This is a genomic window from Streptomyces sp. P9-2 (assembly GCF_051903975.1).
Lineage (GTDB): Bacteria > Actinomycetota > Actinomycetes > Streptomycetales > Streptomycetaceae > Streptomyces > Streptomyces cellulosae.
Map to the genome: position 1 here is coordinate 6,822,069 of NZ_CP192633.1, position 14,811 is coordinate 6,836,879.

Consider the following 14,811-nt stretch of genomic DNA (forward strand, 5'->3'; position numbering starts at 1 on the left):
GTCGGTGGAGGGCATGCGGTGCGGGACGGCGCATCACTTCCTGCCAGGTACGGGCTCGGACCAACGCCCGCCACCCCGGCGTACTCGCCCCACAAGGCCGGGAACGCGCTCGTGCCCGCGGTGAGAACAGTGTCCGCCGGCAGTGACGCCCCCTCGTTGCCGCAGCCTGAGCTCGCGGTCGATCCCGCCGTGCCCGGGCGTGCAGATCAAGCGGCGGCCAGGCTCTTCGCCATGACCCGTTTCCTGCCCACCCCATCGGGGAGAAGACCGCCGGGCTCACCCAAATCCGTGAAAACGTGCCGCTCGTAGAGCGCGGTCGCCCTGCGGTTGTCCGCCATGACGGACAACCGCAGCGTCGTGGCACCGCGCTCCGCCGCCCACCGCTCGACCGCCTGGATCAGGTAGTCACCCACGCCTTTTCCGCGAGCCATGGGATCGACCCACATCGAGATCAACTCCACGTCTTCTGCTCCCCCGCCCGGCACTCCGCCGGCCATGCCCACCGGGAGGCCGTCGAGAAGGGCGACCAGATCGTGCGCGCCAGGAGTCGACAGACGCGCACGCCCGCGTTCCTCCCGGTCGCCGGAGCCCTGCCACTGGGCCGGCGTCGGCCCGAACGCGTAGGGCGCCTCAGCGAGCGCGGCCAGTCGCAACTCCCGCCAAAGGGGCCAGTCGTCTGCTTCCGCGGTGCGTAGTTCAAGCATGATTCAGACCCTGTCAGCCTGGCGGGGTGGGCAGCGAGTTGATCACGGCCACGCGAACGAGGGAGTTCAGCCTTGCCACCGGTCGGGACGGGGGAGGCGTTCGAGGCATCATCAGCAGCCCCAGCGTCGTCGGCGGTACCCCGGCCGGCTGCACGCGTGATCTCACCCGTTGGTTGAGGAGCGGCACTCGGCGCATGAGGAGGGCAAAGAGCAGCACCACACTCTTCTGCCACGCCATGCGCATCACGGACCTCTCGGTGTCCGGGCGCGTGATGGGCACCGTGCGGTGCACGGCCCAGTCGGCCCGTGGATCAGGTCGACCAGAGGACCTTGCCGGAGTGGGCGATGACCACCTTGCCGTCCTCGCGCAGGATCAGCTCGGCTCCTTCGTTGCCCCAGGTGTCGGAGGCCCAGATCGGTCGGTCGTCGCCGTTGTGGATGACGAGGTTGCCGTCGGACTGGAAGATGGCCCGGTGGTTCTCGCCGAAGGTCATCGACGCCCAGGTGGGCTTGTTCTTCTCGTTGTAGACGACGAGGTTGCCGTCGGGCTGCATCACCATGCGGATGCGGTTGGTGGTCCAGGCCTGGTTGACCTCCAGAATGCTGACGGCGCGGACTGTCGAGGCCGTCCAGGCGGGCTTGGGGGTCGGCTTGGCCTCCGGCTTCGGCGTGACCTTCTTCGCCGGTGCGCTCGTCGTGGGCTCGGGCCTCGGCGCCGGCGGTGGAGCGACGGCCTTGACCGGCGCGCTCGGCTTGGGCTTCTCCTCGGTCGGCGTCGGGGTGGGCTTCTCCGCGACGTAGTCGTCAAGGGCGGCGCCGGCCGACCCCGGATCCAGCACGGTGTCCGACTCTCCCGCGGCCAACTCCTTGGTGCTGTCCGGCCGTTTGTCGTCGTCCGCGCCACCCGCGAGCAGCAGCGGTACGGCTATCAGGGCCGCTCCGACAATCCCGGCCACGGCGAGGACCGGTTTGCGTGGACGCCCGCTGTCGACGCCGCTCGCGGTCCTGGCCGGGACCGCCGGCACGGCGGCCGCCGCGACGGCCGTGCGCTCCTCGTCCGCCGTCGACTCGGCCGACTCCCTCGCCTGTGACCCGCCCGTCCCCGCGGCTGTCGTGGCCGCCTCGGCGGGGGTGCCGGGAGCGGACGAGGCCTCCGAGGTGGCCGCGGTGCGCTCGTCCTGCGCGGCCGGGGTGTCCGGGCCGGCCGGAGCGGTGGTCGACTGCGCGGTGTCCGGGGAGGCAGCGGCCTGGGTCGCGTTCGCGCTACTGGCGGGCTTCTGTACGGACATGCGAATACTCCCTGGGGGCGGAGCGCGTCGGATCCGACGGCTCACTGACGTGCCGAACATAGCTCTTACGGGAGCCCGACCCACTCCTGTCCCGGCAATACCGTCCGTCACAATGTCCGGGTGCGGGCGACTACTCCCGCAAAGTCTCCTGACCGGGCGGGAAACGGGCATGTCAGAGCCCGGTTCGGGCATCGTGCGGCGGCCCAACACACAGGGCGTTGTGGCATTCTGGTGGCTCCGACGGATCAACGTCGGTTCGTGGAACCAAGAGTTCAGGTGGACATGCGGCCCGGAGAGCACATGGAGGCCACATCCGGCACCCCGGCCCCGTCAACCGGTTCCGGCGCCGTCGAGGCCGACGGCATCCGCGCGATACCCGAGGCCGTCCGCGCCGCGGCTCGGCAGGCGCCCGGCCACTGGATCGGCGTGGTCGATCCGGAGTGGACCGAGGAGCGGACTCCGCCGGATTGGGCGGTGCTGGGGGAGTGGCGGTCGGACGACGACGGTGACGTCGGCACCTTCCGGGCCAACCCTGCATACCGCCCCTCCGCCCGCGCCCTCGGCTGGCCCGAGCCCACCGACCCCGTGGACGCGGCGGCACAGCGTGCCGCGACCGGATACGGCTCCGTGGAGGAGGCCGTCGCCGCGCTCGCGGCCGCCGAGGTCGCCGTCGTAGCGGGGCCGGACGGCATCCCGCTGGTCGCCGCGGGTCAGGACGGAGAATCCGTGGTGCTCGTGTTCACCTCACCGGCACACGCGTTCATGTCCCCCGCACTTCGCCATGACACCCTTCCCGTCCGGGATCTGATCCGTTCCCTGACTCATCCCCCCGCCATCTCGCTGCTGGTCAACGCCGGTGCGGTCGCCCCCCTCCTCGTTCCGGCGAACCGCGTCCCGATGCACCGCGGCGAGGATCCGGCAGGCCCCTGGCCCCACACATCCGGGAGGTACCCGTGACACGTCCGACGCACCAGCCCCCCGCGTCCGCGGCTGCGCGTACGGAGTCCGCCCCCCACGGCGAGCGGTCCTCCTCCGCCGAACCCCGAACGAGTGCGTCGGCGGACGAGCGTACCGAGTCCGCCGTCACGGCCGAGCATTCCTCCGGTCCCGGTTCCGGCGGCGGCGCAGAGCCGGGTCCTGCGGCGAAGCCCGAATCCGAGGCCGCCTCGGCGAGTGAGGCCGAAGCCCCGGCGGAGAAGGCCGAGGCTCAGGCCGCGGCCGTCGCCCCGGCGACGGCCTCAGAAGCCCGGACCGCCACCGACACCGACATCGGCAGCGCCTCCGTCGCCAAGAGCCGGCTCCCCCTGCTCGTGCGGACCATCACCGCCACGGCCATCGACAAACCCGACGACGCGGTCAAGCCGGTGGGACGGCCGGGCCGGGCGGTGCTGGCCGCCGCCGCGGTGGGAGGCTCGCTGCTCGTCGCGGCGCCGTTCCTGCTCCTCGGGGCGGACGGCGACAAGGAGGAGAGGACGTCGACGACCGCGGCGACCGTCCTCGGCGGGGACACGGAGGACGAGACGGGCGACTTCGCGGTCAGCTCTCCCGAGCCGCACGACTCGGCGGACAAGAAGGAGACCCAGAAACCGAAGGCGGCACCGGGACTGAACCCCGACACCGAGGCCGGGAGGAAGGCAAACCCGGACAAGGCCGCCGAAGACGCGGCGAAGAAGGCGGAAGCGCAGAAGAAGGCGGAGGCGGAGAAGGACCGGGAGAGGGCGGCCGCCGCCAAGGACTCCGCGAAGGACACCGCCAAGCCGGCCCAGGACAACGCCCCGGCGGGGCCCACCCTCAGTTTCCCCGTGTCGTTCCACAGCCATCTCTCCGGCCGTTGCATCGACGTACCCGGCAGTGACTTCTCCGACGGGAAGGCGCTGTGGATGTGGGACTGCAACAACGCCGACGCGCAGAAGTTCCAGTTCGCCTCCGACGGCACCCTCCGTACGCAGGGACTCTGCATGGACGTGGCGGGCGCCAACTTCACCAAGGGCACCACCATCCAGCTCGCCCGCTGCACCGGCGTCGCCGCGCAGAAGTTTGCGCTCAACGAAGCCCACGACCTCGTGAACACGGCCGTGGGCATGTGCGTAGAGATTCAAGGCCACGACCGCAACGCCAAGGCCCGTGTGCAACTGTGGACCTGCACGGGGCTGGACAACCAGAAATGGAGCGTCTGAACCGGCAAGCGGCCGCGTTCGCTGCCCGTTCGACGGCGCCCTGCCCAAGACGCAGACTGAGCAAGGAGGTTCGCGCGTGTCGCGCCAGGTACTGTCGGTCGGTCCCGACGACCGGGACCGTTTCCGGACGATCGGTGAGGCACTCGCTGCGGCCCGCACCGGCGCGCTCATCAGCGTCCGGCCCGGGACGTACGCGGAGAACCTGGTGATCCACACCCGGGTCACCCTCACCGCTGCCGAGGGGCGGGGCACCGTGGAGATCCGGCCCCGGTCGGGCAGCGTCCTCGCGCTGCGCGCCGACGCCGTGATGCTTTCGGAGCTGACCTTGCGCGGCAGTGACGCCGAGGCACCCGCCGTGGACGTACGGCGCGGCCAGGCCGCGCTCGACGGCTGCGAGATAGCCGGCGCCGCATGGACGGCGATGCTGGCCGGCGGCACGGGTTCGCTGGCGCTGCGGGACTGCCGGGTGAGCAACTCCCAGGGCGCGGCCATCGTGGTCACCTCGACCACGCCGACCACCGTGGAGGGCTGCACCCTTGAGCACCTCGGCACCAGCGGCCTGGTCATCGCCGAGCAGGGAGAGGCTCGCGTCCGGGGCTGCACGGTGCGTGACGCCCGTGGCAACGGCATCCTCGCCAACGGCGAGGCCCGCGGCTCGGTCGAGGACTGCGACATCTCCTCGACCGACAAGCCGTCCCTCGCCCTGGAGGGCGACTCCGCCCTCACCGTGAGCCGCACGGTCGTGCACGACACCGCCAACGGCGTCCACCTGAGCAGCGGCGGCCGTACGACGCTGGAGGACGTCCGCGTCACCGGCGCGTCCGGCACCGGCGTCACCCTGGCCGCGGGCACCGACCCCGTACTGCGCCGCTGCCGCGTTTCCCGTACCCGGGGCCACGGTGTGGTCGTCACCGACCGGGCGCGGGGCACCTTCGAGGACTGCTGGGTGGACGGCGCCCAGGGTGTGGCCTTGCGGGTCGCCGGAGCGGCCTCCCCGGCACTGACCGGCCTGACCGTCCGCGACTGCGCCGAGACCGCCGTACTCCTGGAGGAGGACGCCGCGGCGGAGCTGGACCGACTGGAGGTCATAGGCGGCGCCCCGGCGATCGCGCTGCGCGCCGGGGCCAACCCACTGCTGCGCCGGGCGCGCCTCGTGGAGCCGTCGGGTGACGGCATCACGGCCGCCAAGGACGCCCGCGGCCGCATAGAGGACTGCGAGATCGTCCGGCCGGCCGGCTCCGGCGTGCGCGTCGCCGGCGGCAGCACCCTGTACCTGGCCGGTGGCGGCGTCTTCGACGCCGCCGACAGCGGCCTCGTCCTGGAGGACGGCGGCAACGTCACCGTCCGGGACTTCCGTGTTGAGAGATCCGGCGCGGACGGCCTCGTCGTCGACGCCGGCGGCGAACTGACCGCCAACCGCACCTCCGTGCACACCTCGCAGGGCCACGGCGTCCTGCTGCGCGACGGCGCCATCGCCTCGCTCAGCGGCTGCGAGGTGGCCGGCGGGGCACAGGACGGATTCCGCGTGGAGTCCACCGCGTCGATCTCGCTCGTCAACTGTCTCGCCCGGGAGAACGAGGGCGGTGGCCTCGTCCAGACCATCCCCGGCGAGCGGCTCGCCGTGGAAGGGCTCACCAGCACCGGCAACGGCAAGCGCGACGCCTGGGGATCGGGCAGCGCCGAGAACACCGACCCGGCGGGCTCGGGGGCCGCGGACACACCCGCCAAGGACCGGCCCGACGGCCCGCTGGGCGCCCTGAACGCGCTGATCGGCCTGGACAACGTAAAGGAGCAGGTCCGTACCCTGGTCAACCTCACCCAGCTCGCCCAGCGCCGTGAACAACTCGGCATGTCAGCCCCGCCGATGAGCCGTCACCTCGTCTTCACCGGCCCGCCCGGCACTGGCAAGACGACCGTCGCCCGCCTCTACGGCGCGATCCTCGCCGAACTCGGATCGCTGCGCGACGGACACCTCGTGGAGGTCTCGCGCGCCGACCTCGTCGCCCAGGTCGTCGGCGGTACGGCGATCAAGACGACCGAAACCTTCGAACGGGCCCTCGGAGGCGTCCTCTTCGTCGACGAGGCGTACACCCTCACCTCGGACAGCGGACACGGCGGCGCCGACTTCGGCCGCGAGGCCGTGGACACGCTGCTGAAGCTGATGGAGGACCACCGCGACGACGTCGTCGTCATTGTCGCCGGCTACACCGACGAGATGACCCGGTTCCTCGCCTCCAACCCCGGCCTCGGGTCGCGCTTCTCCCGCACGGTCGAGTTCGAGAACTACACCGTGCCCGAACTGGTCGCCATCATGGAAAGCATGTGCGCCGCGCACCAGTACGAGCTGGGCGAGGGCACGGCGGCGGCGTTGGCCGCCCACTTCGAGGCGATGCCCCGGGGCGCCGACTTCGGCAACGGCCGTGCCGCGCGCGGTGTCTTCGAGGAGATGGTGGACCGGCAGGCGGTCCGGCTCGCCACGCTCCAGCAGGTCGGCGAGCGCGACCTGCGTCTGCTGCTGCCGCAGGACGTCTCAGCGGCAGCAGCAGAGCAGGCCGCGGAGTCCGGCGTGCCGGACAACGACCCGCTGACCCGCCTCGGCGACATGGTCGGCCTGGCCGACGTCAAACGGGACGTCACGGACCTGGTCAACCTCATCACCACGGCCCGCCACCGCGCCGCCGCCGGACTGCCGGTGCCCTCGCTCAGCCACCACCTGGTCTTCACCGGCCCGCCGGGCACCGGCAAGACCACCGTCGCCCGGCTGTACGGCGAGATCCTCGGCCAGTTGGGCATCCTGCAGCGCGGCCAATTGATCGAGGCGGCCCGCGCCGACCTGGTCGGCCGCTACATCGGACACACCGCCCAGCTCACCCGGGAGGTCTTCGACCGGGCCCGCGGCGGCGTCCTCTTCATCGACGAGGCGTACACCCTCACCCCGCGCGGCGGCGGCAACGACTTCGGCCAGGAAGCGGTGGACACGCTGCTGAAGCTGATGGAGGACCACCGCGACGAGGTCGTGGTCATCGTCGCCGGCTACACCGGCGAGATGGAGCGCTTCCTCGCCTCCAACCCCGGGCTGGCCTCGCGCTTCCCACGCCGGGTCACCTTCGCCGACTACTCCTCCGAGGAACTGGTCACCATCGTGCGCGCCCAGGCCTCCGCCATGGGCTACGAGTGCGGTCCCGGAACCGGGCCGCTACTGCGGGAGTACTTCGACTCGCTCCCCCGCGACCGGTCCTTCGGCAACGCCCGGCTGGCCCGGCAGATGGTGGAGGCGATGGTCACCCGGCAGGCCGGGCGGCTCAGTTCGCTCGCCGCGCCCACCCTGGAGGATCTCCGGGTCCTGCTGCCGCAGGACGTCACCGCCGCGATCCCGAAGGCGGCTCGGTGAAGCGCCGTGGGCCGGGCGCGGTCCGCCCGCTGTGCGGTGCGGCGCTGGCCGCGGCCCTGCTGCTGCCCGTGGCCGCGCCCGCCGCGGCCGGGCAGGCGAGCGCGGTGCCCGCCGCCGACGGCAAGCGCCAGGAACTGCCGCCGATGCCCTCCGCGCTCGACCCCGGCGCCGGGGAGTGCACCGCGGCCTCGCGCGAGAAGGCCGAGAAGCAGGACTGGTCGCGCCAGCGCCTCGACCTGACCCAGGTGCACCGGCACGGCACCGGAGCCGGTACGACCGTCGCCCTGGTCGACACCGGGGTGCGCGCCGACGCCGCCGGACTCGGCGGGCGGGTCACTGCCCGGGGCGCGGCCGGTGACGACTGCGTCGGACACGGCACCTTCCTCGCCGGGCTGATCGTCGGGGAGGGCTGGGGGAGGACCCGGCTGCCCGGCGTCGCGCCGGGCGCGACGCTGCTGGCCCTGCGCGGCACCGACCAGAACGGCTCGGCCGACGCCGCGCTGGTCGCACAGGCGGTGCGCGACGCGACCGCCGCCGGCGCCGATGTGATCGTCGTCGGGGTGGCCCTGCCGAAGCGGGACGAGGAACTGACCTCGGCGGTCGCGGAGGCGGTCGACGCGGGCGCGGTGGTGGTCGCCGCCGCCACCCCCGACCCGCCGAACGCCGGCAGCAGGGGGGAGACGCCGACCCGCACCTACTGGCCGGCCGGCGAGCCAGGGGTCCTCTCCGTCGCCGACATGCTCCCCACCGGCGCCCGTCCGGACGACGCCCTGCCGACGGACGGCGTCGACCTCGTCGCGCCCGGCGCCGGCGTGGTCTCCGGCGGCCCGCGCGGCGACGGCCACTACCTGGGGGCCGGCGCCTCCGTCGCCGCCGCCTACACCGCCGGTACCGCCGCGCTGGTCCGCGCCGCCCGCCCGGACGACACCCCCGAGGAGATCGTCCACCGGCTGACGGCCACCGCCTACCCGGCGGACATCCCGCAGCTCGACGCCTACGCCGCCCTCACCACCGTGCTGGGCGACGCCCCTGTCCGGGCGCAGGCCGCCGCGGGACCGGTGACCGTACGGGACACCGCGTCCGCGGACCGGGCGGCGAACCGCGCCGTAGTCTTCGTGCTTCTCGGCACCGCCGGCGTCCTCGCCGTGCTCTGGGCCGTCGTCGCCGTCCCGCGGGCCCGCGCCCGTGGCTGGCGCCCGGCGGACACCGGCCGGGACTGAGCACCGGCCCCCTTCCACGACGCCCGGGGGCGGTCACTTGGGTGACAGCCCCCGGGCGTCTCGCGTGCCGCAGCCTGTCAGCCCACCGGTGTGCCGTCCGCCAGCGCCGTCTGGATGAGCTGCGCCTTGCGGCGGGCGACGTGCAGGGCACGGCCGGGCGGGAGGTTGCGCGGCTTGGTGTTGCCGAAGAGGTTGCCTTCGGTGGGCGGGCAGGACAGCAGCACCGCCGGGTTGTTGGCCTCGTCGAGGCGGCGCAGCAGCGCGTCGCTCATGGCGCGGCCCGCGCCCATCGCGCTGCGTGCGACGACCATGTGCAGGCCCATCTCGAAGCCGAGGGCCAGATGCTCGAAGAGCGGCTCGAAGGGGCTCTGGAAGGAGTTGCCGGAGACCATGTCGTAGTCGTCGACGAGGACGAACAGGCGCGGGCCCGTCCACCAGTCGCACCGGCGCATCCGGGACGGCGCGATGTCTGCTCCCGGCACCCGGGTCTTCATCGCGCGGGCCGCGCCCTCGACCGTCTCCTTGAGGTTGTCCAGGGAGATCACGTGCCCGATGCGGTACTCCTCGGGGATCGTGTCCACCAGCGCACGGCGGTAGTCGACCACGATGATCTTCGCTTCGTTGGGCGCGTACCGGGCGGTGATGCCCTCGGTGATCCGGCGCATCAGGTTGGTCTTGCCGCTCTCGGTGTCGCCGATCACGGTCAAGTGCGGCGTGCGGCTGAAGTCGTGCCAGACCGGCTCCAGGGCATCCTGGTCGATGCCGAGCGCCAGCCGCATGCCGCCGCCCTCCGTCGGCTGCGGGGCGGGGAGTTCGGCCACCGGCAGCCGGTGCGGCAGCATCCGGACCTGCGGGGCGGACGGACCCGTCCAGTGCCGGGAGATCTCGGAGACCAGGTGGGCGACGCCCTCGCCGAGGTCTTCCGGAGAGCCGCTGCTGTCGATGCGGGGCAGAGCAGCCAGGAAGTGCATCTTGGTGTCGGGGGTGATGCCGCGCCCTCCGCTGCGGGGCACCGAGCGGGCCTTGCGGGTGTCGATCTCGGAGTCCATCGGGTCACCCATCCGCAGTTCCAGGCGGGTGGCCGACTGGTCGCGGACCTGAGCGGACAGCTCCACCCAGCGGGTCGTGCTGATCAGCAGGTGGATGCCGTAGTTGAGGCCGCGGGCAGCCAACTCGTTGAACTTCGGCACCAGGTCGTCGTAGTCCTGGCGGACCGTCGACCAGCCGTCGACCACCAGGAAAACGTCGCCGAAGGGATCGTCGGGGAACTCCCCTGCGGCCCGGCGGCGCCGGTAGGACTGCATCGAATCGACGGCGTGGTCCGCGAAGAACTGCTCGCGGCGGGCCAGCAGTGTCATCACCTCGGCGACCGCCCGGTGCACGCGCTCCGGGTTGAGCCTGGCCGCGACCCCGCCCACGTGGGGGAGCGAGGCCAGCTGGGAGAGACCGCCGCCGCCGAAGTCGAGGCAGTAGAACTGGACCTCGGCCGGGGTGTGGGTGAGTGCCAGGGCGGCGATCAGCGTTCGGGTCAGGGTGGACTTGCCGCTCTGCGAACCGCCCGCGATGGCCACGTGGCCGCCTGCCCCGGACAGGTCCACGACGTGCGGGTCACGGCGTTGCTCGAAGGGCTTGTCGACCAAGGCGACCGGCACGCGCAGTCGGCCGGTGCCGGACCAGCCCGCAGCGGTCAGACCCCGTTCGGGGTCGGCGACGATGCCGGGCAGCAGCTCGTCCAGCGGCACGGGCGTGTCCAGCGGCGGCAGCCACACCTGGTGGGCGGCGGGACCGGAGTCGCGCAGCCGGTCCAGGGCCACGTCGAGCAGGGTCTCCTTCTCGCCGGTCTCGGCGGTGACCGGCTCGGGTTCGGGCAGCGCCTCCGGGGCACGCGGCACGACCCAGCCGCTGGTCCACGGCACCACCTGGCTGGCGACCCGGGCCCGGGCCACCGCGCTGGTACGGCGGGTGTAGGCGCCGGACGAGTAGGCGGCGCGGAACCGGGTCAGCGACTCCACACCGGACTTGAGGTAGCCGTTGCCGGGCGCGGAGGGCAGTTGGTAGGCGTCCGGCACACCCAGCACTCCGCGGCTCTCCATCGCGGAGAAGGTGCGCAGGCCGATCCGGTACGACAGATGGCTTTCCAGCTGGTGCATGCGGCCCTCGTCCAGGCGCTGCGAGGCGAGCAGCAGATGGACGCCGAGTGAACGGCCCAGGCGCCCGATCATGACGAACAGATCCATGAACTCGCGGTGTGAGGAGAGAAGTTCACTGAACTCGTCGACCACCACGAACAGGCTGGGCAGCGGCACCAGATCTGCGCCGCTCGCGCGGGCCCGCTCGTACTCGAGCGCGGAGGTGTAGTTGCCGGCCGCGCGCAACAGCTCTTGCCGGCGCATCAGTTCGCCGTGCAGCGCGTCCTGCATACGTTCCACGAGAGCGGCCTCGTCCGCGAGGTTGGTGATGACGGCGGAGGTGTGCGGAAGCTCCTCCAGACCGAGGAAGGTGGCGCCGCCCTTGAAATCGACGAGGACGAAGTTGAGAGTCTCGGAGGAGTTGGTCAGCGCCAGGCCGAGGACCAGGGTGCGCAGCAGTTCGCTCTTGCCTGAGCCGGTGGCGCCGATGAGCAGGCCGTGCGGGCCCATGCCGCCCTGTGCGGACTCCTTGATGTCGAGCTCGACCGGGCGGCCGTCGACGCCGACGGCCACCGGCACCCGCAGCCGGGCGGAACCGGTCTGCCGGGCGAAGTGGGCCCGCGCGTCGTGCCGGTGCAGGTCGGGAATGCCGAGCAGCGTGGTCAGCTCGATGTCCGACTCCAGCGGCTGGGCGATGTCGGTGCCCAGGCTCATCCGGCGGGCGGTGAGCAACCGTGCCAGCGACTCGGCGCCCAGCGGGCCGAGCCGGTCGGGACGGCCCAGCGGCACCGACCGCTCCTTGCGGCTGCGGTCGGTGCGCACCAGGCTGATCGTGGCCGGTCCCACCGTCAGGCGCAGGGTGTTGCGGCCCGGACGCCAGGGCATGGCGCCGGAGACATCCAGGACCAGCGCGTTGCGGTAGCCGTGGCCGGCCCAGCGGTGGCCCTCGGGGACGGCGATGCCGTCCAGGACGACGACGGTGAACGGCTCGTCACGGCCTGGCCGGGCGTCCGGGTCGAAGCCGGGCCGCTCGGCGAACTCACTGCCGAGCAGGTCGTCCAGTTCGGCGAGGTCCGCGGTGACCCGGCGGACTGGTCCGGCGCCGTCCTCCTCGTGCGGGTCCAGAACGTGCGGCAGCCATTTCACCCACTCCCACTCGGAACGCCGCTCGTCACTGACGCAGAAGGCGAGCCACAGCTCCTCGGGGGCGTGGAAGACGGCGAGTTGCGCGATCACGGCACGCACCAGGGCCGCCGGCGCCTCGTCGGCGGCACCGGCCGGACGCGCTCCGGCCGTGGGCCGTGTCCCGGCCTCCGTACGTGTCATCTCCGTACGCGTCCCCTCGCCGGAGTGGCCGAGCGTCTGTCCCTGGGGCGGGACCTCCGCGACGCCGCCGTTCTCGTCGGCGGGATCCTCGGGGCGCAGGAGGATGCGGGCCGAAGAACGCAGGTACAGGCCGAGGGGCTGCTCGGGAACGGTCGAGTAGGCGCGTATGAAACGACGCAGGGCGTGCGCGCACAGTGGTTCCAGGTCCTCGACGGGCCGGGTCGAGACCGGGTTGAGGGAGAGGGCGAGTTGCTGCTCGCCCACCGCGATGCGGACCTCGCCGAAGTCCTCGTCCGCCGGGCGCCGTTCCCACAGCCGTGAGGTACGTGCCAGGGACCGCAGGGAGCCGGGGTCGGGATGGCGCCAGGCGAGCGCCCGCTGCTGTTCCACGATGGTGGCACGCACTCGCTTGCGGATCTGCGTCAGGTAACGGAGGTAGTCGCGGCGCTCACCCTTCAGTCGCTGCTTGCGTTCGCCGGAGCGGCGCATCAGCTGGCCGAGCAGCATGGCGGCGGCGGACAGCGCCATGACACCCAGCGCCAGGTACATGAAGACGCCGTTCCCGCCGCCGGGGCGCAGGAACATCAGCATCATTGACATGGACATGAGTGCCATCGGCAGGTATGTCCAGATCGCGGAGGTGTCCGGCACGGTTTCGGACAGCACCGGGGGTTCCTGGAGGGTCAGTTGGCCTTCGGGCATCTCCGGGCCGCGCCTGCGGGCGGGACGGCGAAACAACACCACACTCAAGGACTGAACCTCCGCTGTCACTGGGCATTGCGGCCCGCACCGTTAATCGGTCTCCGGCGGCGGACCGGGGCGTACCGCGCCGGTTTCGGGCGGCCCGTGCGTCGGCGGAAGTCACGTGGATTTTCCGGGCAGGAATCGGGCACAGGACTTCCGCACCGGGCAACTCCCTTTCCGGGCACGGTGCGAGGTCCACGACACGATCCGACGGGCGTAGGCAGTAGTCTGCATTCACTGGGCGCGGCCTGTCCACGCGGGGCCCGTACCGTTCGGTACGCGGCCCCGAATTCCCTGACGTTCCCGCGTCGGGGCCGCTCTGCTCCGCCGTATCCGCGTTCCGTATTCTGCTCCCGCCCCTTTTACATGGAAGTCCTTCTGCCGAAGTCCGCCCACGGATGACGAAAGTTGTGCTGATGACAGACAGCACGGTGGCCGAACTGTGCCGCCTGACCGTACGTGCGCCGAATGTCTCCGTCGACCTGGCCGTGCCCGCCGACGTACCGGTCACCGATCTGCTGCCCACCCTGCTGCGGTACGTCGGCGAGGAGGCCGAGGAGGCCGGGCTCGACCACGCCGGCTGGGTGCTGCAGCGGCTGGGTGACGCCCCGCTCGACGAGGAGACCACCCTCGCCCGCGCCGGCCTCGCCGACGGCGAGGTCCTGTACCTGCGCCCGCACACCGAGTCCCTCCCCGAGGCCCGCCTCGACGACCTCGTGGACGGCATCTCCGACACGGTCGGCCGGCGGATGCGCACCTGGAGCCCGAACGCGGCCCGCGGACTGCTCGGCGGCACGGCGGTAGCGACCCTGGCTCTCGCCTTGATGCTCGTGTTCTGGCCCGGGCTGGACGGCTCCGGCTCGCTGCGGGTGGCCTGCGCCGGTGTGGCCGGAGTGCTGGTTCTCGCCGGCGCGGGCTCGGCCAGCCGCGCGGTCGGCGACCGGCTCACGGCAACCGTCCTCGGCCTGCTGGTCGCGCCCTGTCTCGCCCTGGCCGGGTGGGTTCTGCCCGGCGGCGACCTCACCGGCCCGGACGCCGCCCGCGTGGTGGGGGCGCGCCTGCTCGCGGCGGGCGCCGCAGGAGCGGGCGGCGCGGTGCTCGCCCTCGCGGCGACCGCCGTCGGCGCCCCGGCCCTGTTCGCCACGGCACTGGTGGCGGTGGCCACCGCCGTCACCGGCGCGCTGATCGGCTACGCGGGAATGGACGCGCCGGCCGCGGTGGCGCTGGTGATGGTGGTCCTGGCGCTGGGCGCCGGAGCCGTCGCGCCGTTCGCCTTCAAGCTGGCGGGCATGCGGATGCCCGCACTGCCGTCCTCCGCCGGCGAGCTGCAGGAGGGCATCGAGCCCTACTCCGGCGACGAGGTCGCCGAGCGCACCGAGCTGGCCGGACGCTGGGTGACCGCGCTCTTCGCGGCCACCGGCACCTCCGCCGTGGCGGCCCTGGTCGTCCTCGCCGAGCACCCGAACCTGCCCGAGGTGCTGACCGCTCTCGTGCTGAGCCTGCTGCTGCTCCTGCACTCCCGCGGCCTGGTCCACATCGGGCAGCGGCTGACGCTGGCGCTGCCGGGCGTCGCGGGCATGCTGCTGCTCGCCCGAGCGTGGGCGGTGGACGGCGACGGCGACACCCGTCTGGTGGTCTTCGCGGTGCTGCTGGCCGCCGCGGCCGGCCTCGTGATCGCCACCTGGACCGTTCCCGGCCGCCGGATGCTGCCTTACTGGGGCCGCGCGGCGGAGCTGGCGCACACCGTGTTCGCGGTCGCGCTGCTGCCGCTCAGCCTGTGGGTGGCCGGCCTCTTCGGCTGGCTGCGCGGACTGTTCGGCTAGAGGACGCC

Annotated in this window: 8 protein-coding genes; 5 read left to right on the top strand and 3 right to left on the bottom strand. The window is 72.6% G+C overall.

Annotated elements, in window-relative coordinates; all coding sequences use genetic code 11:
- Positions 1–206 precede the first annotated feature (206 nt).
- Positions 207–704 (bottom strand): GNAT family N-acetyltransferase, encoded by a 498-nt coding sequence (locus ACQY0Z_RS30970; protein WP_381729636.1) that lies wholly within the window; start codon positions 702–704, stop codon positions 207–209.
- A 311-nt stretch (positions 705–1,015) separates the two neighbouring features.
- A complete protein-coding gene (locus tag ACQY0Z_RS30975; protein ID WP_347224644.1) occupies positions 1,016–1,993 on the bottom strand; it encodes a mannose-binding protein in 978 nt (325 codons plus the stop codon).
- A 300-nt stretch (positions 1,994–2,293) separates the two neighbouring features.
- Here ACQY0Z_RS30975 and ACQY0Z_RS30980 point away from each other — a divergent pair, with 300 nt between their 5' ends.
- The 4 genes from ACQY0Z_RS30980 (at position 2,294) to ACQY0Z_RS30995 (ending at position 8,781) form a co-directional block, all read left to right on the top strand.
- Positions 2,294–2,950 carry a type VII secretion system-associated protein gene (locus ACQY0Z_RS30980; RefSeq protein ID WP_439813175.1) on the top strand — a complete coding sequence of 219 codons (657 nt, stop codon included), beginning with the start codon at positions 2,294–2,296 and terminating at the stop codon, positions 2,948–2,950.
- Entirely contained in the window at positions 2,947–4,170 is a 1,224-nt protein-coding gene (locus ACQY0Z_RS30985; protein WP_439813176.1) for a ricin-type beta-trefoil lectin domain protein, read from the top strand. Before ACQY0Z_RS30980 ends, ACQY0Z_RS30985 begins: the two co-directional genes overlap by 4 nt.
- 76 nt (positions 4,171–4,246) lie before the next feature.
- Positions 4,247–7,561 carry a right-handed parallel beta-helix repeat-containing protein gene (locus tag ACQY0Z_RS30990; RefSeq protein ID WP_439813177.1) on the top strand — a complete coding sequence of 1,105 codons (3,315 nt, stop codon included), beginning with the start codon at positions 4,247–4,249 and terminating at the stop codon, positions 7,559–7,561.
- The gene (locus ACQY0Z_RS30995) at positions 7,558–8,781 is read left to right on the top strand and encodes a S8 family serine peptidase (protein WP_439813178.1); all 1,224 of its coding nucleotides are present in this window, start codon (positions 7,558–7,560) and stop codon (positions 8,779–8,781) included. The genes ACQY0Z_RS30990 and ACQY0Z_RS30995 overlap by 4 nt, the downstream gene beginning before the upstream one ends.
- Positions 8,782–8,858: 77 nt before the next feature.
- Here the strand turns inward: ACQY0Z_RS30995 and eccCa are convergent, their stop codons facing one another.
- Positions 8,859–12,938: a type VII secretion protein EccCa gene (gene eccCa, locus ACQY0Z_RS31000; RefSeq protein WP_439813179.1), complete on the bottom strand. Its 4,080-nt coding sequence runs from the start codon at positions 12,936–12,938 to the stop codon at positions 8,859–8,861.
- A 458-nt stretch (positions 12,939–13,396) separates the two neighbouring features.
- Between eccCa and eccD the strand changes: the two genes are divergently transcribed.
- Positions 13,397–14,803, top strand: a complete 1,407-nt coding sequence (gene eccD, locus ACQY0Z_RS31005; protein WP_210634970.1) for a type VII secretion integral membrane protein EccD — start codon at positions 13,397–13,399, stop codon at positions 14,801–14,803.
- Positions 14,804–14,811: the final 8 nt, after the last annotated feature.

What these genes read in the sequence shown, in the direction of transcription:
- ACQY0Z_RS30970 (WP_381729636.1), bottom strand. Translation starts at nt 704, where the DNA reads ATGCTTGAACTACGCACCGCGGAAGCAGACGACTGGCCCCTTTGGCGG.
- eccCa (WP_439813179.1), bottom strand. Translation starts at nt 12,938, where the DNA reads ATGCCCGAAGGCCAACTGACCCTCCAGGAACCCCCGGTGCTGTCCGAA.
- eccD (WP_210634970.1), top strand. Translation starts at nt 13,397, where the DNA reads ATGACAGACAGCACGGTGGCCGAACTGTGCCGCCTGACCGTACGTGCG.
- ACQY0Z_RS30975 (WP_347224644.1), bottom strand. Translation starts at nt 1,993, where the DNA reads ATGTCCGTACAGAAGCCCGCCAGTAGCGCGAACGCGACCCAGGCCGCT.
- ACQY0Z_RS30980 (WP_439813175.1), top strand. Translation starts at nt 2,294, where the DNA reads ATGGAGGCCACATCCGGCACCCCGGCCCCGTCAACCGGTTCCGGCGCC.